Source organism: Vibrio sp. SCSIO 43086 (assembly GCF_051132235.1).
GTDB classification, from domain to species: domain Bacteria; phylum Pseudomonadota; class Gammaproteobacteria; order Enterobacterales; family Vibrionaceae; genus Vibrio; species Vibrio diabolicus.
On the sequence record NZ_CP072677.1, the window covers coordinates 3,094,280 to 3,118,551 of the forward strand.

Here is a 24,272-nt window from a genome sequence, read left to right on the forward strand (position 1 = left end):
CTTTTAGCGCACGGTTTACTCAGTGTACTCATTAACAAGTATTTTGGAAGATCTTTTGTTGCCGTTATGCAGAAACAGCGACGACTTCCAGTAATTCCGCGAGGCAGTTCGCCACTACGTCAGGGTTCGAAGCTGAAATGGGCTCGCCATGGTTATAACCGTAAGTTAAACCAAATGAAGCACAACCCGCATTTTTCGCCGCCAAGATATCGTTTTTCGAATCACCAACCATCAGCATCTCTGCTGGTTTTACCTGGTGCTTTTCCATTAGCCAGTTCAGCGCCACCGGGTTTGGTTTTTTCTCTGGAAACGCGTCACCACCTAATACGTCTACGAAGTACTTGGCGATGTCATGCTGCTCTAGAATTTCTGGTACGAATTTCGAGGGCTTGTTCGTCACAATCGCCATCGTAAAACCAGCTTGGTGTAGCTCTTCAAGCGTCTCTTTTACTGTTGGGTAAAGGTGACTTAGCTTATGGCCGCTTTGCTTGTAGTATTCATCAAACAGCTCACGCGCTTTAGCACGCAGCTCATCACTCAAATCACTGCTGATGGTCATGCTTTGGCTTAATGCACGTCCAATCAATATATCTGCACCATTACCAACGTAATCACGCACCTGCTCTTCTGATACAGAAGGATAGCCTAACGCCTGAACTGCTTGATCGGCCGCTACGGCAAGATCTGGCACGCTATCAAGCAGTGTTCCATCCAGATCAAAAGCAATCAATTTAATATCTTGTTGGGTCATAAATTCCCTAGCTAAAATAACACAGGATGGTTCCCCATCCTGTGTGCTTAATCTTGATGTCACTCAGTGTCACACTCAGCGACGCTTAGTGTGCTCGCCTTATTTTTGGGCAGCCAAACGCTGACGAACCGCTTCAAACAAACAGATACCAGAAGCCACTGATACGTTCAAGCTTGATACACTGCCCGCCATAGGGATCTTAATTAAATCATCGCAGGTTTCGCGAGTAAGACGACGCATACCATCACCTTCAGCACCCATCACGATAGCAAGAGGACCAGTAAGCTTAGCTTGATAAATGTCGTGCGTAGCTTCACCAGCCGTACCCACAAACCAAATCCCTTTTTCCTGTAGCGTACGCATTGTACGTGCAAGGTTGGTTACACGAATCAAAGGCACAACCTCTGCAGCGCCACATGCTACTTTACTTACCGTTGCATTCATTGGTGCAGAACGATCTTTCGGTACGATGATCGCCGCAGCGCCTGCCGCATCTGCGTTACGCAAACACGCACCAAGGTTGTGCGGGTCCGTCACACCATCTAACACTAACAGTAGCGGTGATTCATGCTGCGCTAAGATGTCATCAATGTCGTTCTCGTTCAGCTGTTTTGCTGGTTTTACGCGAGCAATGATGCCTTGGTGATTTGCACCACGCGCTTTATCATCCAGAGTTTTACGCGTCATTTGTTGAATAGAGACACCACAAACCTGAAGATCATTTAGGATTGGCATTAGGCGATCATCTTGACGACCTTTTAAAACGTATGCCTCGATAAAACGCTCTGGTTCGCGCTCCAATACCGCTTTCACTGCGTGAATGCCGTAGATAAATTCGTTACTCATTGTTTAACCTGTTGTTCGGGTCGTATTGCCTGCGCCAGCTGAGTTTGAACTGAGCTGGCGCTTCAGCCTACTACGCTTCTTTTTTAGTGCGCTTGGTTTTCTTCGGCTTACTGTGTGGCTTTTTTTTACGTGCTTTTTTCACTTTAGGCTTCTTTTTGCCTTCGGCGTCATCACGTTTGGGGCCATTGCGCTTACTCACTGCGCCCGTTTCTTCTGGACGCTTAGTTGGCTCTATCGCAGGAACTGCGCGAGGCGCGCCACCTTCTTTCGATGAAGAGCGAGTCGCAGCGCGTTTTTTATCTTTCGCTTTGCGTTTTGCTTCCGCTGCGCGTTTCTTCGCAGTCTTACCTTCACCACGTAGCTTACGACTTGTTTCGACCAATTCAAAGTCAATTTGCTTATCATCGAGGTTAACAGCCAGTACTTTTACTTTTACTGCATCACCTAAGCGATAGATGTTACCGAAACTTTCACCAATAAGTCGTTGACCAATAGGGTCAAATTGATAGTAGTCGTTCGCAAGGGTAGAAATATGCACCAAACCATCGATGTGCAAATCCGTTAAACGTACAAAGAAGCCAAAGCTAGTGACATTAGCAATCACACCGTCTAGCTCATCACCGACGTGGTCTTGCATATATTCACACTTCAGCCAATCCGCAACATCACGTGTGGCATCGTCCGCACGGCGCTCTGTCATCGAACATTGTTCACCGTAAAAGTCCATATCATCGAACGAGTAATGGTAGCCACCCGTTGGTGTCCAGCGATCTTGATTACGACCTTCTTCTTTCGCAATCAGATACTTGATTGCGCGGTGAAGTAACAGGTCAGGGTAACGACGAATTGGCGACGTAAAGTGCGCATAGCGTTTCAGTGCCAATCCAAAGTGCCCCGCGTTATCTGCGTTGTATACCGCTTGCTTCATTGAGCGCAGCAGCATGGTTTGAATCAACTCTTGATCTTGACGCCCAGAGATTTGACGTGCGAGATCAGCATAGTCCGTTGGTGAAGGCTCTAGACCACCTTTTAGCTCAAGACCAAGTTCACTTAAGAAGTCACGGAAACCTTGCAGGCGTAATTCACCTGGAGATTCGTGGATACGATAGAGCGCAGGCTCTTTCGCTTTTTCTACCAGAGATGCCGAAGCAATGTTGGCTAAAATCATACATTCTTCGATGATCTTGTGCGCGTCATTACGAATCACTGGCTCAATGCTTTCGATTTTACGTTCCGCATTGAAGATAAACTTGGTTTCAACGGTTTCAAATTCGATTGCACCGCGTTGATCTCGTGCATCTTTCAGCACTTTGTACATCTTGTGCAGCTCTTCTAGATGAGAAACAAGCGGCTGGTAGCGCTCACGTAGTTCTTCATCCCCTTCTAGAATCGCGCTCACTTTGCTATATGTGAGACGAGCGTGCGAGTTCATCACGGCTTCGTAGTGCTTGTAGCCCGATAGTTTACCCGTCTCTGAGATGGTCATTTCGCACACCATACACAAGCGATCAACTTGTGGGTTAAGTGAACACAAACCATTTGATAGCACTTCCGGTAGCATTGGCACTACTTGCGATGGGAAGTACACCGAGTTACCACGGTTGATGGCTTCTTTATCCAGCGCAGAGTCAGGGCGAACGTAGTAACTGACGTCAGCAATCGCTACCCATAAACGCCAACCACCTTCTTTGTTCTTCTCACAGTAAACGGCATCATCAAAGTCTCGTGCGTCTTCGCCGTCAATGGTCACAAGTGGTAACTCACGTAGATCCACACGACCAACTTTGGCTTCTTCTGGTACTTCTTCGCCTAAGTTTTCGATTTGTTTATCGACGGCCTCTGGCCACTCGTGAGGAATTTGGTGTGTACGAATCGCAATTTGCGTTTCCATACCTGGTGCCATATTTTCACCAAGTACTTCAACCACTTTACCCATCATGCCACGTGAGCGTGAGCCACGATCAGTAATTTCAATCATGACCACGTTACCCATGCGTGCACCCGCTTTGTGCTCATTTGGGATCAGAATATCTTGGCTGATACGCGAGTCATCAGGGACAACATAGGAATAACCATATTCGAGGAAGAAACGACCGACGATTTGAGCATTACGCTCCTCTAACACTCGAACCAAGCGCCCTTCACGACGACCGCGCTTGCTGTTGTCTGTAGGTTGCACTAAAACAAAGTCACCGTGGATGATGTTCTTCATTTGATGGTGCGGTAACAGAATATCATCATCCTTGCCGACGCTGCCTTCTGGACGCACCCAACCGTGGCCATCACGATGACCAATCACGTAACCTTTCACCATTTCAAGTTTTTCAGGCAATGCGTAGCACTGACGGCGGGTAAACACCAGTTGACCATCTCGCTCCATCGCACGTAGCCGACGACGCAACCCTTCGTATTGCTCTTCGCCCTCAAGCTTTAGTGCCTCAAACAAGTCATTGCGATTCATTGGAACGCCCGCTTGCTCTAGAAACTCGATGATAAACTCTCGGCTTGGAATTGGATTTTCGTAATTTTTGGATTCACGATCTGCAAAAGGATCGTTTGGAATATTGTCTGACATAGGCACGCCTATCTAGCAAGGAAGGTATATGGCTAGTATATCTGAGTCTCTCGATAAGCTACAGAATTGCTTTGAAAAAAGAATGATCGAGATCGACTCTAGACGTGCAAATGAGTTAAGGACGAGCCAGTAAGATCAACAACTCAGAATTGTCGCTAAGCAAGGATTCGATCGTGCAATCATCCAGCTCCGCCAAGAAGGCACTTTTTGCTTTTGCCAATTTATCTTTGAGGCGACAGGCAGGGGTAATATGGCAAAAATCTACGCCGCAATTGACCAAATCTAACGGCTCTAAATCTCGCACGACACCACCTACTGTGATTTCAGAAGCAGGTTTCATCAGCCGAATACCACCGTTTTTTCCACGCACGGTGTGGACATAACCTAGCTGCCCTAAACGGTTGATAACTTTGACCATATGGTTACGTGACACACCAAATAAATCCGTCACTTCAGTGATATTAGTTAACTCATCTTCCGGCAACGAAGCCAAGAAAATTAAGGTTCTCAACGCATAATCAGTAAAGCTCGTTAACTGCATATTCTCTCCCAAAGTGCGACTCAATAACTCGCTGGTGACACTAAAACGCCAAACTGAGCTATCGATAAAAGTGTAAATCTTTTCTTGATCGAAAGATACATTTGAGATACAACTTTAAACATGCATTATAAATACAACTTAAAGTAGGAAGCCCATATGCTCAGCAATCAAACCATCGAGATCGTCAAAGCGACCGCACCACTTATCGCCGAAACGGGACCAAAACTGACCGCGCACTTTTATGAACGTATGTTTACTCATAACCCTGAGTTGAAAGATATTTTTAACATGAGTAACCAGCGTAACGGCGATCAGCGTGAAGCGCTATTCAACGCCATCTGCGCCTATGCTGCCAATATTGAAAATTTGCCAGCCCTACTTGGCGCAGTAGAAAAAATTGCGCATAAACACACGAGCTTTTTGATCACAGAAGATCAGTACCAAATCGTTGGTAAACACTTACTTGCGACGATTGATGAGTTGTTTAATCCAGGTCAGGAAGTGTTGGATGCTTGGGCTGAGGCTTACGGCGTACTTGCGAATGTATTTATTCAGCGCGAAGAACAAATTTACCAACAAAATGAAGCTTTGGAAGGCGGCTGGCGCGGTCTACGCGAATTTGAATTAGTCGATAAACAAATCGAGAGCGAACACATTTGCAGCTTTGTGTTTAAGCCAACCGATGGCCAAAAAGTGGCACCGTATAAACCGGGACAATATCTTGGCATCTATATCAACAGTGACCAGTTAGAAAACCAAGAAATTCGCCAATATAGCCTATCTTCTGCGGTCCAAGAGAACACCTACCGTATCTCAGTAAAACGTGAAGAAGGCGGAAAAGTGTCGAACTACCTGCACGATAACCTGAACATTGGCGAAAAAGTGCAGCTTGTGGCCCCTGCCGGTGATTTCTTTATGGATGCCGAACCACAAACACCCGTTGTTCTAATTTCTGCTGGTGTGGGACTTACTCCAACGCTGTCAATGCTAGAAAGTCTCTCAGCACATCAAGCACCTGTAACTTGGGTTCATGCAACCGAAAATGGCCAACAGCATGCTTTCAAGCAACACGTGAACCAACTAGTCGCGGCGAAAGAAAACATGAACGCGCTCGTTTGGTATAACCAACCAACGGCAGAAGACAAGCTAGGTGAAGACTTCCACTTCACGGGCTTTGTCAATCTGTATGAAATTGAAGCTGCATTAAAGCAAGATAACGTGCAGGTGTACTTCTGTGGCCCTGTAGGATTTATGCAGCACGTAGCGAAACAGCTATTAGAACTTGGCGTACCAGAAGAGCAATTCCATTACGAATGCTTCGGTCCACACAAAGTCGTTTAATCGCTCAAGATTACTCTTCGGGAAAACAACAAAGCCCACATTATGTGGGCTTTGTTGTATGAAGTTGTTTGCCTTGATAGGAGGTTACCAAAAGGTGTCTCGCCGTTTGGCTCGAGCAATAACGTTTTGTGGCATGCGCTGCTCAAGGCCATTTCTCAATACAGTGATACGCTTATGCTGCCGCTTATCTGCTGTGACAGAGTTATATAACCAACGATACGCATCTTCGTAATCAAGTGGGCTGCCGTAATCACGCAGGAGCAATTCGGCTAAATGAATACGCGCATTTAGGTTTCCCATTGAGGCGGCTTCTCGCAAGTAAGGAATTGCTCGTTCTTTATCTTGCTGCACTAAAGTGCCACGCGAATAGTATCGGCCAATCTGCTCTAGCGCGGCAGGTAATCCCTGATGTGCTGCATTTTCGATGTAGTAAAGGCCCAGTTCGACATCTTGCTCGACACACACACCCCACGCCAACATGTCGCCGTACAGAAATTCATAAGCGGGCAAGTTAATTCGAGTCGCACGAGCAACGATATCCTCCACCAGCTGGCAGTTATCAGCGCGCACACGTTGTAAGTGCTTATTTTGCTCAATAAGCTTTATCAGCTCTGCTTCGGTGTAGATAGGAACTGGCGCCCCCACATCAGCAACATTGGCTTTCGCTGTGGTAGCTACCAAGGTCAATAACAGTGAAGCAGCCACTGTTCGTAACTTCATAAACGTACTCTTTAAGGTATCTAAGAAACCAAAGATCGATGAAGGATCTCCTCTGCTTGATAACCTTATCGGCAAAAGCCAGTTAAGCTTTAGACAATTTTTGCCTCTGACTTAGACTCAGCGGCAAAAATTTGCCATATGAGAATCACTGCCGTTTTTTGTTCAGATACAAAAAAGCCGACCAGAAGGTCGGCTTTTGCAATCTTTAACGACTATCAATTAAGCTTCGAATGGATGAACCTTGATGATAGTTTCGTTACGGTCAGGACCTGTTGAAATGATATCTACAGGCACACCTGTTAGCTCTTCAATACGCTTGATGTAGTTAAGAGCCGCTTGTGGTAGATCTTCTAGCGCTTTAGCACCGAATGTGTTCTCAGACCAACCAGGCATAGTTTCGTAGATTGGCGTCGCTTTTTCGAATGCTTCAGCAGCCATCGGAGAAACTTCTAGCACAGAGCCATCTTCCATCTTGTAACCAGTACAGATTTTTAGCTCTTCTAGACCATCTAGTACGTCTAGTTTAGTTAGACAAAAACCAGATACAGAGTTGATTTGGATTGCACGACGCATAGCAACAGCATCGAACCAACCAGTACGACGTAGACGACCAGTTGTCGCACCGAACTCGTGGCCAACTTCACCTAAATGCTTACCAATTGGATCTTGCTTATCTAGACCGTCGTATAGTTCAGTCGGGAATGGACCTGCACCAACGCGAGTACAGTACGCTTTCGCGATACCCAAGATGTAACCGATGTGACGAGGACCAAAACCTGAACCTGCAGCAACACCACCAGCAGTCGTGTTAGAAGACGTTACGTATGGGTAAGTACCGTGGTCGATATCAAGTAGCGTACCTTGTGCACCTTCGAACATGATCTTATCGCCGCGCTTACGTGCTGCGTCTAGTTCGTCAGTTACGTCGATAACCATTGAAGTAAGTAGCTCTGCGTAGCCTTTTGCTTCTTCAAGCACCGCTTCGTAGCTTACTGGTTCCGCTTTGTAGAAGTTAACGAGTTGGAAGTTATGGAACTCCATGACTTCTTTTAGCTTCTCAGCGAACGATTCCATATCGAATAGGTCGCCAACGCGTAGACCTCGACGAGCAACTTTATCTTCGTATGCTGGACCGATACCACGACCTGTTGTACCGATAGCTTTTTTACCGCGAGCGATTTCGCGAGCTTGGTCCATTGCAACGTGGTAAGGAAGAATTAGCGGACATGCTTCAGAAATGAAAAGACGCTCGCGTACTGGAATACCGCGCTCTTCAAGAGGTTTCATTTCTTTAAGTAGAGCTTCAGGTGATAGTACAACACCGTTACCGATAACACATTTTACGTTATCGCGAAGGATACCTGATGGAATTAAGTGAAGAACGGTTTTTTCACCGTCAATTACGAGAGTATGACCTGCGTTGTGACCGCCTTGGTAGCGTACCACGTATTTTGCATCTTCAGTTAAAAGGTCTACGATTTTACCTTTACCTTCGTCACCCCATTGGGTGCCTAGAACGACTACGTTATTTCCCATCTTTCCAAGTCTGATTGCTAGTTAAAAATGGATTCTAGCACCGAATCACGCTTCTTGCAGTCATTTTTTGTTCACAGAGTTGCTACCAGAATGTCATCTTGCTGCTTTGCTCATTTTGAAATCAGCATATCACTGATAGTATTTAGTTTTCTTTATTCGACTGGAAAGCGGTATGTCTGAATCCATATGGTTGGCGATTGGGCTCGTCTTGATCGTGGAAGGCATTGGACCACTCATTGCTCCAAACGGTTGGCGGAATATGGTGGCTCAATTAAGTGAACAGCCCAACAATCAGCTACGACGCATCGGTGGCTGCCTAGTAGTTGCTGGAGCCGTAATCGCCATAATGATGAGCTAGCACTTAGCATCAGATACAAAAAAGGCTCCCTAAGGAGCCTTTTGTTTCATTTGACGCTGAGATTATTTCTCCATGCCGCCCTTCGACTGGTTCATGTATTGGAAGAACTCACTCTTCGGATCAAGTACCAGGATATCGCTCTTAGAGCTGAAGGACTTCTCATACGCACGTAGCGAACGTAGGAAGCTAAAGAATTCAGGGTCTTTGTTGTATGCTTCAGCATAAATCTTCGCTGCTTCTGCATCCGCTTCACCTCGTGTTACACGAGCAGTCTTATCAGCTTCAGCTAGAATGGTTGCCACTTCTAGCTCAGCTTGAGCACGAATAACTTCCGCTTTCTCACGACCTTGAGAACGGTGCTTACGAGCTACAGACTCACGCTCTGCACGCATACGACGGTAGATAGACTCACTGATTTCATCAGGCAGGTTGATTTTCTTCATGCGGAAATCAACAACACGAACACCCAAGTCTTTCATCGCGCTTTCACGCGTGTCTTTCAATACTTCAGACATAATTAGGTCACGTTCACCATCAATCTCAAGCGCTTCACGTGCCGCTTCAGTTGCGACAACATCTGCACTTGCATCTTCTGGTAGTACATCATCGTTACGTGGACCAGATACAATCTGTTTGATTTCACGAGCACCGATTTCAGAACGAAGCACATCCGTTACTTTACGCTCAAGTAGTGCCTCCGCCGTTAGCGAATTACCACCGCCTGTCGCTAGGTAGTAACGACCAAAGTCTTCAATACGCCACTTCACGTAGGTATCAATAATAACGTCTTTTTTCTCAGACGTTACGAAACGGTCTGCACGGCCATCCATCGTTTGGATACGTGCATCAAGTTGTTTCACACGGTCAAACAGAGGCATCTTGAAATGCAAACCAGGCTCGTAAATTCGAGTGATGTCGTTGTTGTCTTTAAGAACACGACCAAATCGAACCACGATACCGCGCTCACCTTCAGGAATCACAAACAAAGACATCAACATTAATGCCAGTGCGATTACCAATACAGGGATCATTAACTTACGCATTCTTAGTATCTCCCTTGACGTGAACCTGTTGAACGAGACTGCGTGTTCGAAGTGTCTTCTTGTGTACGCTCAGACTCCAGTTGAATTTGATCGTAGGTTGAAGATGACTTCGATTTACGTTTGGTGTCTGCCTGACCTTCTTGGCCCGCCAACTTATCGATTGGAAGGTACAGAAGATTGCCGCTTGATTCAGAGTCAATCAACACTTTCGAAGTGCTTGAGTACACTTCTTCCATTGCGTCAATGTACAGACGATCACGCGTTACACCTGGTGCTGCTTGGTATTCTGGTAGTAGTTTTTCGAACTGTGCTACCTGACCAAGAGCCTCGTTCGTGACACGCTCATTGTAACCTTGTGCTTCTTTCTTCAAACGTTCAGCACGACCCGTTGCCTTCGGCAAGATTTCGTTCTTGTATGCTTCAGCTTCACGGATGAAACGCTCTTCATCCTCACGAGCTGCGATTGCATCATCAAACGCATCTTTCACTTGCTCTGGTGGACGCGCAGACTGGAAGTTTACGTCAACAAGTACCAGCCCCATATCATAGCTATCAATGATTTGGTTCAGTGTTTCTTGCGTAGTTTGACGAATTTGCTGACGACCACTGGTTAGAATGCTATCCATCAATGAGTCACCAATTACTGCACGTAGTGCAGAATCCGTTGCTTGACGCAAGCTATCGTCTGCATTGGTTACACGGTACAAGTATTTGTACGGGTCAGTCACTCGGTACTGAACATCCATCGCGACTGTTACGACGTTTTCATCTTTAGTCAGCATTAGACCAGATGCACGTAGTGAACGAATCGCTTGTACGTTTACCGCTTCGTATTCATCAATAAAACGAGGGCGCCAGTTAAGGCCTGGGTCTACGATACGATCGTATTTACCTAAACGCAGCACAACACCACGCTCTGCTTCACCGATGGTGTAAAAACCAGCGAAGAACCAAACTGCAACAGCAATAAGAGCAATCACGCCAAAGCCAATTGCACTACCACCACCGCCGCCGATTGGAGAACCACCGCCGCCTTTTTTACCAAACTTGCCACCCAGTTTTTGACTCAGTTTATTGAACACTTCATCTAAATCTGGCGGACCTTGATCTCGGCCACCAGGACGCTGGCCACCACGATTATTATTACCCCAAGGGTCATTATCGCGGCCATTGTTGCCGTTGTTATTTCCAGGCTCATTCCACGCCATTAGAAAGCTCCATCATTTGATATGACGTTATACTGTAGCAGTCCTTTAAGTGACTATAAAGCCAGTCAAAACTGCCCCTTCTCTTTTTTCAAGTCTAGACCAATCTACTTGCTGCATTCGAATATCGATCAACAAGTTACCATCCTGGTCATATTCCTCACGTTGAATACACTTCATTTGGAAGAAGGTACTACGGAATCGTCCTTGATACTGTGGAGGAATTCGCAACTGATGCTCGACCATTTGTGACGCCAGACGTTCCGTCAGTGCCTCAAACAGGACATCAATGCCCAACCCATCCATTGCTGAAACCCAAACTGCGCGAGGTACGCCTTCCTCGTCTCGTTCTATACGTGGTTTCTGCGAATCTAGATTGTCGATTTTGTTCATGACAACCAGAGTCGGCACTTCATGTGCGTCGATCTCTTCTAGTACTTCATGAACAGCTTGAATATTCTCACGAAAACGCTCATCACTGGCATCAACAACATGTAACAAAATGTCAGCTTCTTGCGTTTCCTGCAAGGTTGCCTTGAAGGCCGCAACCAAGTCGTGAGGCAAATGTCGAATAAAACCAACCGTGTCTGCCAAAATGGCAGGCCCAACATCTGCTAACTCTATCTTACGTAAAGTCGGGTCCAAAGTAGCAAATAGTTGATCAGCGGCATACACGCCAGCTTCTGTAATACGGTTGAAGAGTGTCGACTTACCCGCGTTGGTGTAACCCACAAGTGAAACCGTTGGGATTTCAGCTCGATTTCGGGCGCGGCGCCCTTGTTCACGCTGCTTCGCTACTTTGTCTAAGCGTCGCAGGATGGCTTTGATTCTGTCACGCAATAAGCGACGGTCGGTTTCCAGCTGGGTTTCACCCGGGCCACGTAAACCGATACCCCCTTTCTGCCTTTCAAGGTGCGTCCAACCACGAATCAAACGAGTAGAGATATGACGAAGTTGAGCCAGCTCTACCTGTAGCTTACCTTCGTGTGTTCGAGCTCGTTGAGCAAAGATATCGAGAATAAGACCAGTGCGGTCGAGAACTCGACATTGGCACAGTGCTTCGAGGTTACGTTCTTGGGCAGGAGAGAGGGCGTGATTAAAAATCACAATTTCGGCACCTGTCGACTGTACCGCAGTAGCAATCTCTTGGGCCTTACCCTCTCCGACATAGTATTTCGGGTGTGGGGATTGACGACTACCAGTTACCACTTGTAGCGCCTCTACCCCAGCAGAAGAAACCAGCATTTCGAACTCAGCCAGATCTTCCCATTCACCTTCTTGCGTGAAGTTGATATGAACAAGTACGGCTCGCTCACCGGATTCATAACGGTCAAACAAGCAATCAACTCCTTATTTTAAAAATACTCGATGAAGAATTAATCTTCTGATTTCTCTTGTGGACGCTCACCTTGTGGACGTTCACCGCTGTGATGGCTCACTGGACGAGCCGGCACAACTGTTGAGATCGCGTGCTTGTACACCATTTGGTTAACAGTATTCTTCAGCAGGATCACAAATTGATCGAACGATTCGATCTGACCTTGTAGTTTAATACCATTCACAAGGTAGATAGATACCGGGATACGCTCACGACGTAGCGCGTTTAGAAATGGGTCTTGTAGAGATTGCCCCTTAGCCATTTTATTTTCCTTATTTAATTTGTAGTTGTAATTATTTAGCTAGTGGTGCAATGCAAAAGATACTGCTTTTGCATCTGAGCTAAACGAATCAAAAATGCACTCTAAGTAATTAGCAGCATAGTATAAAAACCGCCAACAACAGATCCTTTGAGAGTGCGTTCACGCAAAAACGATCACATTATACACAGCTATGTCAATCAGATGCTATTGCTTCCGACATCGTTTCTAATGCCTGTTCAATGTTCTCGCTATCCAACCAAGTTAAGTCATCCCAGCTGCGTAACCAGGTGATTTGACGCTTGGCCAATTGACGAGTCGCGCATACGCCACGAAATACTGCTTCGTCACGTGTACACTCCCCATCTAAATACTCCCACATCTGTCGGTAACCGACGCATCGTATGGAAGGAAGATCGGGGTGAAGATCTTTTCGCGAATGTAGCGCTTTCATTTCTTCTTCAAAGCCCGCTTCCATCATCTTTTCGAAACGAAGTTCAATTCGACGGTGAAGTTCTGCCCTATCCTTGGGAGCTATTGCAAACTGCTTGACTCGGTATGGCAGGCTTTCACCTTTCGTTTGAGTCAATTCAGTCAAAGTTTTACCTGAAATACGAAAAACTTCCAATGCCCGAGATAAACGTTGGGGATCATTGGGATGGATTCTCGCTGCTGACACAGGATCAACCTCTTTGAGTTCATCGTGCAACACTGACCAACCTTTAGTCAATGCTTCTTGTTCAATTTGCTGACGAATTTCAGGATTTGCAGCAGGAAGTGGGGATAAACCTTCAAGTAGCGCCTTATAATACAGCATTGTCCCACCCACTAAGAGTGGAATTTTTCCTTCTGCAACAATATCATCCATCGCTTTCAATGCATCACGACGAAAGTCGGCTACAGAGTAAGATTCGCTCGGATCCAAAATATCAATCAAGCGATGAGGCGCTAAACTTAACTCTTTTTCATCCGGTTTCGCCGTACCGATATCCATCCCTTTATAGATCAAAGCAGAATCAACACTGATGATCTCAACCGGGAACTTTTGACGAAGACGAATCGCCAACTCAGTTTTGCCTGATGCAGTTGGCCCCATTAAAAATAGCGCCAAAGGTAGTTTATCTGTCATGGTTTTAATTTGGCTATCGTGGCAGAGAAATCAACAGCGGATACAAATTTTGTATCTTCTAATGGCAATTGACCATCTCTTAGCTGTTCAAGTTCCGCAATAATTTGAATTGCTTCAGAAAAAGTATAATGACTCTTCACTGTCGTGACCTGCAATGCGAGCCAATCTATCAACTCAGACAGCATCTGAGCCGTTGCTATACCTTCCTTCACACAAGATTGCGCGTAAGATAACAGATCTGGTACTAGATTTTGTAAGTTTTGTTGACGTAGCGGCGCGGGAACGCCCATCACCATTAAGGCTTGCTCATTTCTCGCTTTCAATTGAATGCCAAGTAACGCCAAATCTTGTTGATAATCTCGAGCCAGCTTCACTAACTCGGCCTCTAACTTAATAGAAAGAGGAACGAGTAGAGGCTGTGCTTTAAGCGCGCCATCGCTTGGAGTGAGCTGACCTTTTACACGATAAAATTCCGCTCTAGGTAACGAGACTAACGCCGCCCCACTGTCACTGCTCATCAAAACAAATTGCTCATCGACCATCACTAGCGCTTTGCCTAATGCATTAATCGATGGAAGTGATGCATGCGAAGTTGCCTTTTGGGGCACTATCGGCGTTACGGGTTGAGACTCAAACTCGGGCGTTTTCAACAACTCGTGATAAGCGCGCACTTCTTGCTTGCTTGGTGCTGGCTCAACATGGTGCTCTTTATTGTGATTCGGCTTTGGTGCGGGTTTGGACTCCACCCAATCATTACGTTTGAATGACTCAACTACGCGCGCCTCTCGCACGGAGGTTTCACAAGGACCGCTATTACGAGGCTTCACTTCATAATCACTGCGTCCAGGATAAGCCGGTGCACTTTCTATCGCTTGATAAACACGCTCTGGAACTGCTGAAGATGCTGGCCTTTGCACTTTTTCAGGCTCAGGCGAATGCTCAACCTCTTCGGACTCAGTCGGTTCCACACGATGAAATGCGGATTCATTAACCTGTGGTTTATCAATCACGGCGCTTTGCGCAAGTGCATCCGCCAAAGCTTGATAGATGAAATCATGCACTAAGCGAGCTTGGTGAAAGCGCACTTCATGCTTAGCGGGGTGAACATTCACATCCACTTGGTGCGGGTCTAACTCAATAAAGAGCACATAGGCAGCGAACTGATCTGGCTTTAAGCTCATTTCATAGCTTTGACGAATCGCGTGATTGATTAATTTGTCACGCATCATTCGGCCATTCACATAGCAATACTGTAAATCGCTTTGCTGCCTTGCTCCCTCTGGAGTGGTAATCCAACCATGTAGCTTTAACCCTTGATGCTCAAGCTCGATTCTGAGCATATGCCGCACAAACGCATTACCGCAGACAGCTGCAATACGTTTTTCGGTTTGAAGCTGATTTTTCGCCGCGCGATATTGACGGATGATCTTGCCGTTATGACGCACATTGATGGTGACATCAAAGCGACTTAACGCAATGCGTTTCAATAACTCATCAATATGAGCAAATTCGGTTTTCTCCGTACGAAGAAATTTGCGACGCGCTGGAGTATTAAAAAATAAATCCAACACCTCAACAGTCGTACCAATCGGGTGCGCTGCAGGCTTAAGCTTCACCTGCATATCACGCCCTTCGGAGTAGGCACTCCAGGCTTCTTCTTGTGCCGCAGGACGCGATGTGAGCGTCAAACGCGAGACTGAGCTAATACTGGCTAACGCTTCACCGCGAAAACCTAGACTCATGATGGCTTCAAGATCATCCAAGGTATGTATCTTAGATGTAGCATGACGACTGAGCGCTAAGCCGAGTTCATCTTTCGCGATACCTTTGCCGTTATCACGAACACGAATCAGCTTTGCGCCTCCTTTCTCGATATCAATATCGATTCGAGTTGCGCCAGAATCAAGACTATTTTCAACCAGTTCTTTAATCACAGAGGCGGGTCTTTCGACCACTTCCCCTGCTGCGATTTGGTTTGCAAGTCTAGCTGGCAAAATTTTAATCGTCATAATGAGTTAAAAGCTCACCTACTTGTTTGGAATGATAAGAACTTGCCCAACCGCCAGCTGATCAGAGCGTAAGTTGTTCGCTTTACGAATGCTCGAAACGCTGACGCCGTATTTGGACGCTATTTTACCAAGGTATTCACCTCGAGAAACTTTGTGCTTACGGATCGGCTTGTCTTTGACAGCAACGGTTATCTTCAACTTTTGTCCTACCCACAAGGTATCTGACTTCAAGTTGTTCTCACGGCGGATATCTGAAACCTTCACTTTATAGTGACTCGCGATCTTACCTAAGAACTCACCTGACTTAACCTTGTGAATAATGGTTTCTGTCTCAACAGTAATCGGTTTACTTGGCACTTTAATCGTGCCAGCAGAAGGGATTTTGAGCTTCTGACCAATTGCCAACCCAGTCGACTTCAAGTTGTTTGCCGACATCAGCGCTTTAGAGCTAAGCCCATATTTATTCGCAATCACCGATAACGACTCGCCACGTTTTACGGTATGCACCATTGGCTTCGCTGAAGGCGAGAATACCGTACCCTCTGGTGGATTATCTTTTAAGTACTTAACGACCGCCTTGGTGATCGCCTGAGCTAACTTATCTTGGTGCGCTCGTTGAAACAGCAACCGCTCTTCTGTTGGGTTAGAAATAAAGCCCGTTTCCACTAATACAGACGGAATCTGCGGAGAGCGTAAAACAGCAAGGCTAGTATTAATCGGTTTGGTGTTATGCAGGTGCGCAACACGCCCCATCTCACCAAGGATTTCTGTTGCCAGCTTATACCCTTCTTTTTGTGAATGACTAAACTGCAAGTCCAACAAAGTTTGGTTCACGTTACGATCTTTGGTCTTAGTGAAGAACGCATTACCCGAACCACCTAATATTTCAGATTGTTTCTCATGGTTCTCAACCCAGCGAGCAATTTCAGTATTTGCACGACGGGTATTCAGTACGAAAACCGAACCTCCGCGAGGCTTCGGTGAGGTAAACGCATCAGCGTGAATGGAAATCAGTAAGTGCGCATCATTTTCACGGGCAATGGCCACACGACGGTTTAGATTCACAAAGTAATCTCCGGTACGTGTCATACGCGTTTTAATCCCAGGCGTAGCATCAAGCTGAGCGGCGATTTTTCGTGAAATACTTAATACTGCATCTTTTTCATACTTACGGCGTGAAGGGCCAATAGAGCCAGGATCTTCACCACCGTGACCAGGGTCGATAACGATCAAGACTTCTTGAGCTCTTTGTACTGAACTCATGTCTTTACTGGTCGCCGCAGGCTTGCTCGGTTTAGAAGCTGAAGTCGATGCTTTCTTACCGTGCGGCAGGTCAATCACCAAACGGTGACCATATTGCCCGCCAGGTGTTGGGCTTAATTTAAACAATTCTGCTTGAACGCTCTTTTTCAGTTCAAACACCAAACGGTAGGTGCCCTTCTCTGGCGGAGAGCTTTTTCGAACTAGCTTTAAAACCGGGCTGTCCGTAACAGTAACAGGCAGTTTGGCCTGCATGGTCGTGCTTTTTAAATCCACGACAAGACGATCCGGTCCGGATAAAGAGAAATAGGAATAGTCAGCTTCCGAGCCTAAATCGATGACAACACGCGTTTCATCAGGAGAAGGCCAAACTCGAAAACTCTTAACGACGTTAGCAAATGCTAAATTGGGGATGAGAAGGAGAAAAGTGGCGACAAACGTCGCCACTACTCTAAAATTTGAAAAACTCAACATAGCTCCAATCGACTGAGTAACTGCACACCATAATCATTATTAGCTGTTAGTTCGGCTACACGCTGCTCACCTTGGTAGCGAATGTTCACATCAAGATCCGGTTGTGGCAACAAACCATGCCCTTTTTCAGGCCATTCAACCAAGCAAATTGCATCATCTGTGAAGTAATCTCGAATCCCCATGAACTCAAGCTCTTCAGGATCCGCAAGACGATAAAGATCGAAATGGTACACTTGCCACTGATCCAACTGATACGGTTCGACTAGAGTATAAGTTGGGCTTTTCACGTTACCTTGATGGCCAAGAGCACGGACAAAACCACGACTAAAGGTTGTTTTACCTGCACCCAAATCACCATGCAGATAAATTGTGGTTTGTTGCGAACAAAGGTGAGCCAGAGCGGTACCTAGTGCAACCGTTTCGTGCTCATCTTTTAAATTGAATTGTTTCGTGCTCATTGATGCTTCTCTAACTAATGATCGTTGACTATATAAAAATCAAAAGAACAGGAATAGTAAACCGTGTTGGTTTTGAGAGACAAGCTTTCAAATGTCATATGTGCGAAAAAAGTATCCAAGGAACGGTATCTTAATCACCTTAGTATCGACCTAGATTTAGAATATATGCAAATGACTTCAATAAGCAGTATTCACAAGCATCAAAAACGTCCCTAACTGGGTAGCACCAAAGCCAGAGATCCGTTAAGATCCGCCCCCCTTTTATTCCGGTGGTTAGCATGAACTACGAACAACTCGCACAACAAATCAAAATTTGGGGAAAAGAGCTCGGCTTCCAAAAAGTTGGGATCTGCGACGTTGATCTGAGTGAGCATGAAGCCGCCCTGCAAAAATGGCTCGATGCAGGCTATCACGGCTCAATGGACTGGATGGCTCGTCACGGTATGATGCGAGCTAGACCCAATGAGCTACTCCCGGGAACCGTTCGTGTGATCAGCGTTCGGATGGACTACCTACCACCAGAAGCACAATTCGCTTCAAACCTAGCGAATAAAAATCATGCCTATATTAGTCGCTATGCATTAGGGCGTGATTATCACAAGCTCGTCAGAAAACAACTGAATAAACTTGGCAAACTTATTGAACAAGAAGTTGGTCAGTATGGTTACCGACCTTTCGTCGACTCCGCACCAATATTGGAGCGACCACTTGCCCAAAAAGCAGGCTTAGGCTGGACAGGGAAACATTCCCTGATTTTAGATCAAGACTGTGGCTCGTGGTTCTTTTTAGGCGAGTTACTTATCGACTTGCCACTTCCCGTTGACGAGCCAAGCGTTGATCAGTGCGGTAAATGCAAAGCATGCATTACCTCATGCCCAACACAAGCCATCGTTGAAGACAAAGTTGTTGATGCTAGACGCTGCATCTCTTACCTCACCATCGAGTTCGATGGCGTGATCCCTGAAGAGTTTCGCAAGCCAATGGGTAACCGCATTTATGGCTGTGATGACTGCCAATTGGTTTGCCCATGGAATCGCTACGCCGACATAACGGAGCAGAGTGATTTCCATCGTCGCGATAGTTTCAAAAACCCGGATCTCGTAGACATGTTTAACTGGGATGAAACGACTTTTCTAAAAAATATGGAAGGCTCCGCTATTCGTCGCATTGGTCATATACAGTGGCTGCGTAATATTGCTGTCGCACTTGGTAATGCAGAATACAGTCAACGAGTCATTGATGCGTTAGAAAGTCGACAAGGTGAAAATAAATTACTTGATGAACACATCAAATGGGCTTTGGCCGAGCAACTGAATCAACTCCCCATTGAGAATAAATCATCTACAGAGACGAAAAAGCAGCGCTTAATAAGAATAGTCGAGAAGGGGCTACCAAGAGACGCATAGTGCGTAGTCTATATGCAAGAGATTGAAAGCACTTTTACATGTTCAATTCATGACCTTGTTCTCAATTTTGTAATGTGGAAAAAAATTTGAGATTCAAGAAAAACAAGCTAGCAGAAAAAAGTTAAACACAGCTTGGAGAAATGACTAGGATCAAAAAAATACCAGTTAATGATCGTATTTTAACGTATCCGATCCGACAAAAAACTTATTTTTCTCTTATTTAACAAAGACTTAATCAATATTTCGTTATTATTTCGACTTTCCTTCAGCGAAAAGATCTTTCTTCTCCATCGCAAAAAGTCAAGCTAAAAACACTTTATCAACTAACTTATCCACAGAACGACGTATGTGGATAACTCTGTTAATTAAAGTAGATAAAACATGCAGAACCTCATCATGCTTGTACGCCAGCCGATTCATATCGTGTTTTAAACACAAACGAAATCGTCCGACATCATATGATGCGGATAAAATTTAGTTTTTGGGGATTCATGCTTCGCAGCATTATGAAAAGAGCGATGTGATTGGTTGCGAGAAGCAGGAATTGAATCAAGCGGCGCATCCGTCGACGACTTAGGATTGTGCTAATAAATAAGCATTCAATCTATCGTCTTGTATTTGGTTGCGGGGGCCGGATTTGAACCGACGACCTTCGGGTTATGAGCCCGACGAGCTACCAAGCTGCTCCACCCCGCGTCCGAGTGCTTCATCTTTGTTGATGATGAAGGCTTTGCTTTCATTTATAAAAAAGAAACTGGAGCGACACACGAGGTTCGAACTCGTGACCTCAACCTTGGCAAGGTTGCGCTCTACCAACTGAGCTAGTGTCGCTTTTGTCACCGTTAAGCACGATGAAGGCTATATATTGGAGCGACACACGAGGTTCGAACTCGTGACCTCAACCTTGGCAAGGTTGCGCTCTACCAACTGAGCTAGTGTCGCATTTCGTCACCGTTAAGCACGATGAGGGCTATATATTGGAGCGACACACGAGGTTCGAACTCGTGACCTCAACCTTGGCAAGGTTGCGCTCTACCAACTGAGCTAGTGTCGCATATTAACAGCAGTCGCTATTAATGGAATTTGGTTGCGGGGGCCGGATTTGAACCGACGACCTTCGGGTTATGAGCCCGACGAGCTACCAAGCTGCTCCACCCCGCGTCCGAATTGTGTCACCGTTAAGTACGGTGAGAACTATGAAACTGGAGCGACACACGAGGTTCGAACTCGTGACCTCAACCTTGGCAAGGTTGCGCTCTACCAACTGAGCTAGTGTCGCATATCAACAGCAGTCGCTATTGATAGAATTTGGTTGCGGGGGCCGGATTTGAACCGACGACCTTCGGGTTATGAGCCCGACGAGCTACCAAGCTGCTCCACCCCGCGTCCGAATTGTGTCACCGTTAAGTACCGTGAGAACTATGAAACTGGAGCGACACACGAGGTTCGAACTCGTGACCTCAACCTTGGCAAGGTTGCGCTCTACCAACTGAGCTAGTGTCGCATATCAACAGCAGTCGCTATTGATAGAATTTGGTTGCGGGGGCCGGATTTGAACCGACGACCTTCGGGTTATGAGCCCGACGAGCTACCAAGCTGCTCCACCCCGCGTCCGTATTGTGTCACCGTTAAGTACCGTGAGAACTATAAAACTGGAGCGACACACGAGGTTCGAACTCGTGACCTCAACCTTGGCAAGGTTGCGCTCTACCAACTGAGCTAGTGTCGCATATCAACAGCAGTCGCTATTAATAGAATTTGGTTGCGGGGGCCGGATTTGAACCGACGACCTTCGGGTTATGAGCCCGACGAGCTACCAAGCTGCTCCACCCCGCGTCCGTATTGTGTCACCGTTAAGTACCGTGAGAACTATGAAACTGGAGCGACACACGAGGTTCGAACTCGTGACCTCAACCTTGGCAAGGTTGCGCTCTACCAACTGAGCTAGTGTCGCATCAACAACGTTTCCGCTGTTTAGGGCTGCGAATTATAAGAGCATTTTTTTGTGATGCAAGTCCTTCCTTCAAAAAAACTTTATTTTTTTACTGAACGATGAAAAAGCAATCAAAAGCGATATAAATTACAACAATTTGGATCGCAACCTTAACAGTTAAATCTTGAAAATAGTACCACGATAGTACTTAAGTTCTGCAATCGACTCGCGAATGTCGTCCAAGGCCAAATGTGTTCCCTGTTTTGTGAACCCATTTAATACTTCAGGTTGCCAACGACGCGCCAATTCTTTAAGAGTGCTGACGTCAACATATCGGTAATGAAAGAACTCTTCTAATTCCGGCATGTGTTTGTACAAGAAGCGACGATCCTGCCCAATGCTGTTACCACATATTGGCGACGCCCCTTTCGGCACCCATTTTTCTAAGAATTCAATGGTTTGTTCGACCGCATCTTGTTCTGAGATTTTACTGTTGCGAACGCGTTCCACCAAGCCGCTTGCCGTATGCGTATTGGTGCACCAATCGTCCATTTTCGCTAGCTCTTCTTCCGGCTGATGAATCGCTAATACTGGACCTTCAGCCAAAATATTTAGCTCGCTATCCGTGACAATAGAAGCAATTTCAATGATTTTGTGCGTTTCAGGATCAAGCCCTGTCATCTCTAAATCAACCCAAATTAGGTTTTGATCGCTAAAGGACATGGTTACGCCGCCTATTTGTTTATCGATAAAAGAGGTACTATACCTCAAAATACGGGAAACACGATACTCACTCAGAGCCAAGATCACGGCTCAACCATTTGAGTAAATTCACATAAAGTACAGAATTGTGGCAAAGAAGAAAAAGTTAACCAAAGGTCAAGTGCGACGCGTACGCAGCAACCAACAAAAGCGTTTAAAAAAGCAAGAAGAGTCCATCCAGTGGGATGAAAACATGCTAGGCGCAAGCAAACAAGGTCTCGTGATCACTCGTTTTGGCCAGCACGCGGATATTGAAGACCTTGAAACAGGCGAGATTCAACGCTGTAACCTTCGCCGTGGTATCGAATCTTTAGTGTCTGGCGATCGAGTTTTATGGCGCGAAGGCTTGGAGTCTATGGCTGGCATTTCTGGCGTTGTTGAAGCGGTAGAACCTCGTTCTTCAGTGCTCACTCGGCCAGATTACTACGATGGCCTAAAGCCCGTAGCTGCCAATATTGATCAAATGGTCATTGTCTCCTCGGTACTGCCCGAGCTATCACTGAATATTATTGACCGTTACCTCGTAGCATCAGAAACACTGAATATCGCACCATTGCTGATCTTAAACAAAGTCGATCTTCTAGAAGCCGATGATCGTGCAATGTATGAAGAATGGCTCAAAGAATATGAACGCATTGGCTATAAAGTGCTTCTGGTCAGCAAGAAATCTGGAGAAGGCATTGCTGAACTAGAAACTCTGCTGCGTGACCGAATTAATATCTTTGTTGGTCAATCAGGCGTAGGGAAATCCAGCTTAGTCAACGCGTTAATGCCGGAACTAGAGAGCGAAGTGGAAGAAGGCGAAGTTTCCGAGAACTCAGGTTTAGGCCAACACACCACGACAGCAGCGCGCTTGTATCATATTCCGACGGGTGGCGACTTGATCGACTCGCCTGGAGTGCGTGAATTTGGGCTTTGGCATTTGGAAGCAGAAGAAGTAACGAAAGCATTCGTTGAATTCCGACCATACTTAGGCGGTTGTAAGTTCCGAGATTGTAAGCACAATGACGACCCTGGCTGCCTTCTACGTGAAGCTGTTGAGAAAGGGGAAATCAACGAAACTCGCTTTGAAAACTACCATCGCATTTTGGAAAGCATGGTTGAAAACAAAGCAAACCGTCAGTATTCACGCAATAAGAAAGCCGATCTGTAATTAAGTTAAGACTGTAACTGTGTAAAAAGTCTTCACCTAATACTGACAAGCAAATTAAATTTCAGTAACATCACGCGCCCTAAAGCGCGAATCTAACAGAAGTATCGGAATTAAAGATGGACAAGTTTAAAGTTGGATTGCAGTACTGGATCCCACAACACGGCCTCACTCGCCTAATGGGTAAACTGGCTTCAGCAAAAGCTGGCGGTCTAACAACAGCAGTTATTCGTTGGTTTATCAAACAATACAATGTGAACATGGATGAGGCGAAGCACTCAGATCCTAAGCATTTTAAAACGTTCAACGAGTTTTTCGTTCGTGAGCTAAAAGAGGGCGCACGCCCAATTTCTGAAGGCGAAAACGTCATCACTCACCCAGCCGACGCTTGTGTTAGCCAATTTGGCCCTATTGAAGATGGTCAACTTATCCAAGCAAAAGGTCATCACTTCTCAGCGCAAGAACTGCTGGGCGGTGACGCGAATTTAGCAAACGAATTTAAAGATGGATCTTTTGCCACGCTGTACCTGTCTCCGCGCGATTACCATCGTGTACACATGCCGTGTGACGGCACACTGCGCCAAATGATTTACGTGCCTGGTGACCTGTTCTCGGTAAACCCACTTACGGCAGAAAACGTTCCAAATCTATTCGCACGTAACGAGCGTGTGGTGTGTATCTTTGACACTGAGTTTGGTCCAATGGCACAAGTGCTTGTTGGTGCGACAATTGTTGGCAGCATTGAGCAAGTGTGGGCAGGCACGATCACTCCGCCTCGTGGCAATACTGTCTACAAATGGGATTACCCAGCTGAGGGTGACAAGGCCGTGATCTTGAAAAAAGGCGAAGAGATGGGCCGCTTCAAACTGGGTTCTACTGTTATTAACCTGTTTGCCAAAGACGCGATTGAGTTTGACGCAAGCATGGAAAACGGTAAGCCAACCGTAATGGGCACACCTTACGCCTTGAAAAAATAAGCAAAACCCCGTTAAAAGAGCCCTTTCTCAAGGGCTCTTTTTATTGATAAAAAGCAAAATTCCGTTCAAAATTTAGCCTCTATTTCTCAAACTCATACCTGCCTCTAAGACCTTCATTCCACAATCAATTATCCTGCGCTTAGGATGAATATTTAGAGGGG

Annotated in this window: 20 protein-coding genes and 12 tRNA genes; 5 read left to right on the forward strand and 27 right to left on the reverse strand. The window is 46.0% G+C overall.

Annotation, left to right across the window (positions count from 1 at the left end):
* Positions 1–64: 64 nt before the first annotated feature.
* The 4 genes from J8Z23_RS14660 to nsrR all read right to left on the reverse strand — a co-directional run bounded on the left by J8Z23_RS14660 (position 65) and on the right by nsrR (position 4,713).
* Positions 65–751, reverse strand: a complete 687-nt coding sequence (locus tag J8Z23_RS14660) for a phosphoglycolate phosphatase (protein ID WP_434634093.1) — start codon at positions 749–751, stop codon at positions 65–67.
* 99 nt (positions 752–850) lie between these two features.
* The gene (gene rlmB, locus J8Z23_RS14665) at positions 851–1,597 is read right to left on the reverse strand and encodes a 23S rRNA (guanosine(2251)-2'-O)-methyltransferase RlmB (RefSeq protein ID WP_005395369.1); all 747 of its coding nucleotides are present in this window, start codon (positions 1,595–1,597) and stop codon (positions 851–853) included.
* A 70-nt stretch (positions 1,598–1,667) separates the two neighbouring features.
* Positions 1,668–4,172 (reverse strand): ribonuclease R, encoded by a 2,505-nt coding sequence (gene rnr / locus J8Z23_RS14670; protein ID WP_434634096.1) that lies wholly within the window; start codon positions 4,170–4,172, stop codon positions 1,668–1,670.
* Positions 4,173–4,287: 115 nt separating this feature from the next.
* Positions 4,288–4,713 (reverse strand): nitric oxide-sensing transcriptional repressor NsrR, encoded by a 426-nt coding sequence (nsrR, locus tag J8Z23_RS14675; protein WP_005387939.1) that lies wholly within the window; start codon positions 4,711–4,713, stop codon positions 4,288–4,290.
* Positions 4,714–4,869: 156 nt separating this feature from the next.
* Between nsrR and hmpA the strand changes: the two genes are divergently transcribed.
* Positions 4,870–6,054 (forward strand): NO-inducible flavohemoprotein, encoded by a 1,185-nt coding sequence (hmpA, locus tag J8Z23_RS14680; RefSeq protein WP_434634099.1) that lies wholly within the window; start codon positions 4,870–4,872, stop codon positions 6,052–6,054.
* A gap of 84 nt (positions 6,055–6,138) precedes the next feature.
* Here hmpA and motX read toward each other — a convergent pair whose 3' ends face one another.
* A complete protein-coding gene (gene motX, locus J8Z23_RS14685) occupies positions 6,139–6,774 on the reverse strand; it encodes a flagellar protein MotX (RefSeq protein WP_005387944.1) in 636 nt (211 codons plus the stop codon).
* A gap of 219 nt (positions 6,775–6,993) precedes the next feature.
* Positions 6,994–8,310, reverse strand: coding sequence for an adenylosuccinate synthase (locus tag J8Z23_RS14690; RefSeq protein WP_005395372.1), 1,317 nt, complete (start codon positions 8,308–8,310; stop codon positions 6,994–6,996).
* Between the two features lie 172 nt (positions 8,311–8,482).
* Between J8Z23_RS14690 and J8Z23_RS14695 the strand changes: the two genes are divergently transcribed.
* Entirely contained in the window at positions 8,483–8,668 is a 186-nt protein-coding gene (locus J8Z23_RS14695) for a DUF2065 domain-containing protein (RefSeq protein ID WP_005381383.1), read from the forward strand.
* A 62-nt stretch (positions 8,669–8,730) separates the two neighbouring features.
* Here the strand turns inward: J8Z23_RS14695 and hflC are convergent, their stop codons facing one another.
* The 8 genes from hflC to tsaE all read right to left on the reverse strand — a co-directional run bounded on the left by hflC (position 8,731) and on the right by tsaE (position 17,883).
* Positions 8,731–9,711 carry a protease modulator HflC gene (gene hflC, locus J8Z23_RS14700; protein WP_005395373.1) on the reverse strand — a complete coding sequence of 327 codons (981 nt, stop codon included), beginning with the start codon at positions 9,709–9,711 and terminating at the stop codon, positions 8,731–8,733.
* 2 nt (positions 9,712–9,713) lie between these two features.
* Positions 9,714–10,919 (reverse strand): FtsH protease activity modulator HflK, encoded by a 1,206-nt coding sequence (gene hflK / locus J8Z23_RS14705; protein ID WP_005395374.1) that lies wholly within the window; start codon positions 10,917–10,919, stop codon positions 9,714–9,716.
* Between the two features lie 45 nt (positions 10,920–10,964).
* Positions 10,965–12,254 (reverse strand): ribosome rescue GTPase HflX, encoded by a 1,290-nt coding sequence (hflX, locus tag J8Z23_RS14710; RefSeq protein ID WP_005381380.1) that lies wholly within the window; start codon positions 12,252–12,254, stop codon positions 10,965–10,967.
* A gap of 38 nt (positions 12,255–12,292) precedes the next feature.
* Positions 12,293–12,556: an RNA chaperone Hfq gene (hfq, locus tag J8Z23_RS14715; protein ID WP_005381379.1), complete on the reverse strand. Its 264-nt coding sequence runs from the start codon at positions 12,554–12,556 to the stop codon at positions 12,293–12,295.
* 193 nt (positions 12,557–12,749) lie between these two features.
* Positions 12,750–13,682: a tRNA (adenosine(37)-N6)-dimethylallyltransferase MiaA gene (gene miaA / locus J8Z23_RS14720; protein ID WP_005395375.1), complete on the reverse strand. Its 933-nt coding sequence runs from the start codon at positions 13,680–13,682 to the stop codon at positions 12,750–12,752.
* Positions 13,679–15,691, reverse strand: a complete 2,013-nt coding sequence (gene mutL / locus J8Z23_RS14725; protein ID WP_301659834.1) for a DNA mismatch repair endonuclease MutL — start codon at positions 15,689–15,691, stop codon at positions 13,679–13,681. Before mutL ends, miaA begins: the two co-directional genes overlap by 4 nt.
* A gap of 18 nt (positions 15,692–15,709) precedes the next feature.
* Positions 15,710–17,425, reverse strand: a complete 1,716-nt coding sequence (locus J8Z23_RS14730) for a LysM peptidoglycan-binding domain-containing protein (protein WP_085344841.1) — start codon at positions 17,423–17,425, stop codon at positions 15,710–15,712.
* Positions 17,419–17,883, reverse strand: a complete 465-nt coding sequence (gene tsaE / locus J8Z23_RS14735; RefSeq protein ID WP_005395381.1) for a tRNA (adenosine(37)-N6)-threonylcarbamoyltransferase complex ATPase subunit type 1 TsaE — start codon at positions 17,881–17,883, stop codon at positions 17,419–17,421. Before tsaE ends, J8Z23_RS14730 begins: the two co-directional genes overlap by 7 nt.
* A gap of 278 nt (positions 17,884–18,161) precedes the next feature.
* Between tsaE and queG the strand changes: the two genes are divergently transcribed.
* Positions 18,162–19,289 carry a tRNA epoxyqueuosine(34) reductase QueG gene (gene queG / locus J8Z23_RS14740; RefSeq protein ID WP_301659833.1) on the forward strand — a complete coding sequence of 376 codons (1,128 nt, stop codon included), beginning with the start codon at positions 18,162–18,164 and terminating at the stop codon, positions 19,287–19,289.
* 619 nt (positions 19,290–19,908) lie between these two features.
* Here the strand turns inward: queG and J8Z23_RS14745 are convergent.
* The 13 genes from J8Z23_RS14745 to orn all read right to left on the reverse strand — a co-directional run bounded on the left by J8Z23_RS14745 (position 19,909) and on the right by orn (position 21,945).
* Positions 19,909–19,985: transfer RNA gene (locus tag J8Z23_RS14745), tRNA-Met, on the reverse strand.
* A 59-nt stretch (positions 19,986–20,044) separates the two neighbouring features.
* Positions 20,045–20,120 (reverse strand) — tRNA-Gly (locus J8Z23_RS14750).
* Between the two features lie 35 nt (positions 20,121–20,155).
* Positions 20,156–20,231: transfer RNA gene (locus tag J8Z23_RS14755), tRNA-Gly, on the reverse strand.
* 36 nt (positions 20,232–20,267) lie between these two features.
* Positions 20,268–20,343, reverse strand: a tRNA-Gly gene (locus J8Z23_RS14760).
* A gap of 30 nt (positions 20,344–20,373) precedes the next feature.
* Positions 20,374–20,450: transfer RNA gene (locus tag J8Z23_RS14765), tRNA-Met, on the reverse strand.
* Between the two features lie 42 nt (positions 20,451–20,492).
* Positions 20,493–20,568: transfer RNA gene (locus J8Z23_RS14770), tRNA-Gly, on the reverse strand.
* Positions 20,569–20,598: 30 nt separating this feature from the next.
* Positions 20,599–20,675 (reverse strand) — tRNA-Met (locus J8Z23_RS14775).
* A 42-nt stretch (positions 20,676–20,717) separates the two neighbouring features.
* A tRNA-Gly gene (locus J8Z23_RS14780) sits at positions 20,718–20,793 on the reverse strand.
* A 30-nt stretch (positions 20,794–20,823) separates the two neighbouring features.
* Positions 20,824–20,900: transfer RNA gene (locus J8Z23_RS14785), tRNA-Met, on the reverse strand.
* A gap of 42 nt (positions 20,901–20,942) precedes the next feature.
* Positions 20,943–21,018, reverse strand: a tRNA-Gly gene (locus tag J8Z23_RS14790).
* A 30-nt stretch (positions 21,019–21,048) separates the two neighbouring features.
* Positions 21,049–21,125 (reverse strand) — tRNA-Met (locus J8Z23_RS14795).
* A gap of 42 nt (positions 21,126–21,167) precedes the next feature.
* Positions 21,168–21,243: transfer RNA gene (locus J8Z23_RS14800), tRNA-Gly, on the reverse strand.
* A 156-nt stretch (positions 21,244–21,399) separates the two neighbouring features.
* Positions 21,400–21,945, reverse strand: a complete 546-nt coding sequence (gene orn / locus J8Z23_RS14805) for an oligoribonuclease (RefSeq protein ID WP_434634108.1) — start codon at positions 21,943–21,945, stop codon at positions 21,400–21,402.
* Between the two features lie 127 nt (positions 21,946–22,072).
* Between orn and rsgA the strand changes: the two genes are divergently transcribed.
* Positions 22,073–23,137, forward strand: a complete 1,065-nt coding sequence (gene rsgA, locus J8Z23_RS14810) for a small ribosomal subunit biogenesis GTPase RsgA (RefSeq protein WP_109170177.1) — start codon at positions 22,073–22,075, stop codon at positions 23,135–23,137.
* 116 nt (positions 23,138–23,253) lie between these two features.
* Positions 23,254–24,111: an archaetidylserine decarboxylase gene (asd, locus tag J8Z23_RS14815; RefSeq protein WP_005395389.1), complete on the forward strand. Its 858-nt coding sequence runs from the start codon at positions 23,254–23,256 to the stop codon at positions 24,109–24,111.
* Positions 24,112–24,272 lie beyond the last annotated feature (161 nt).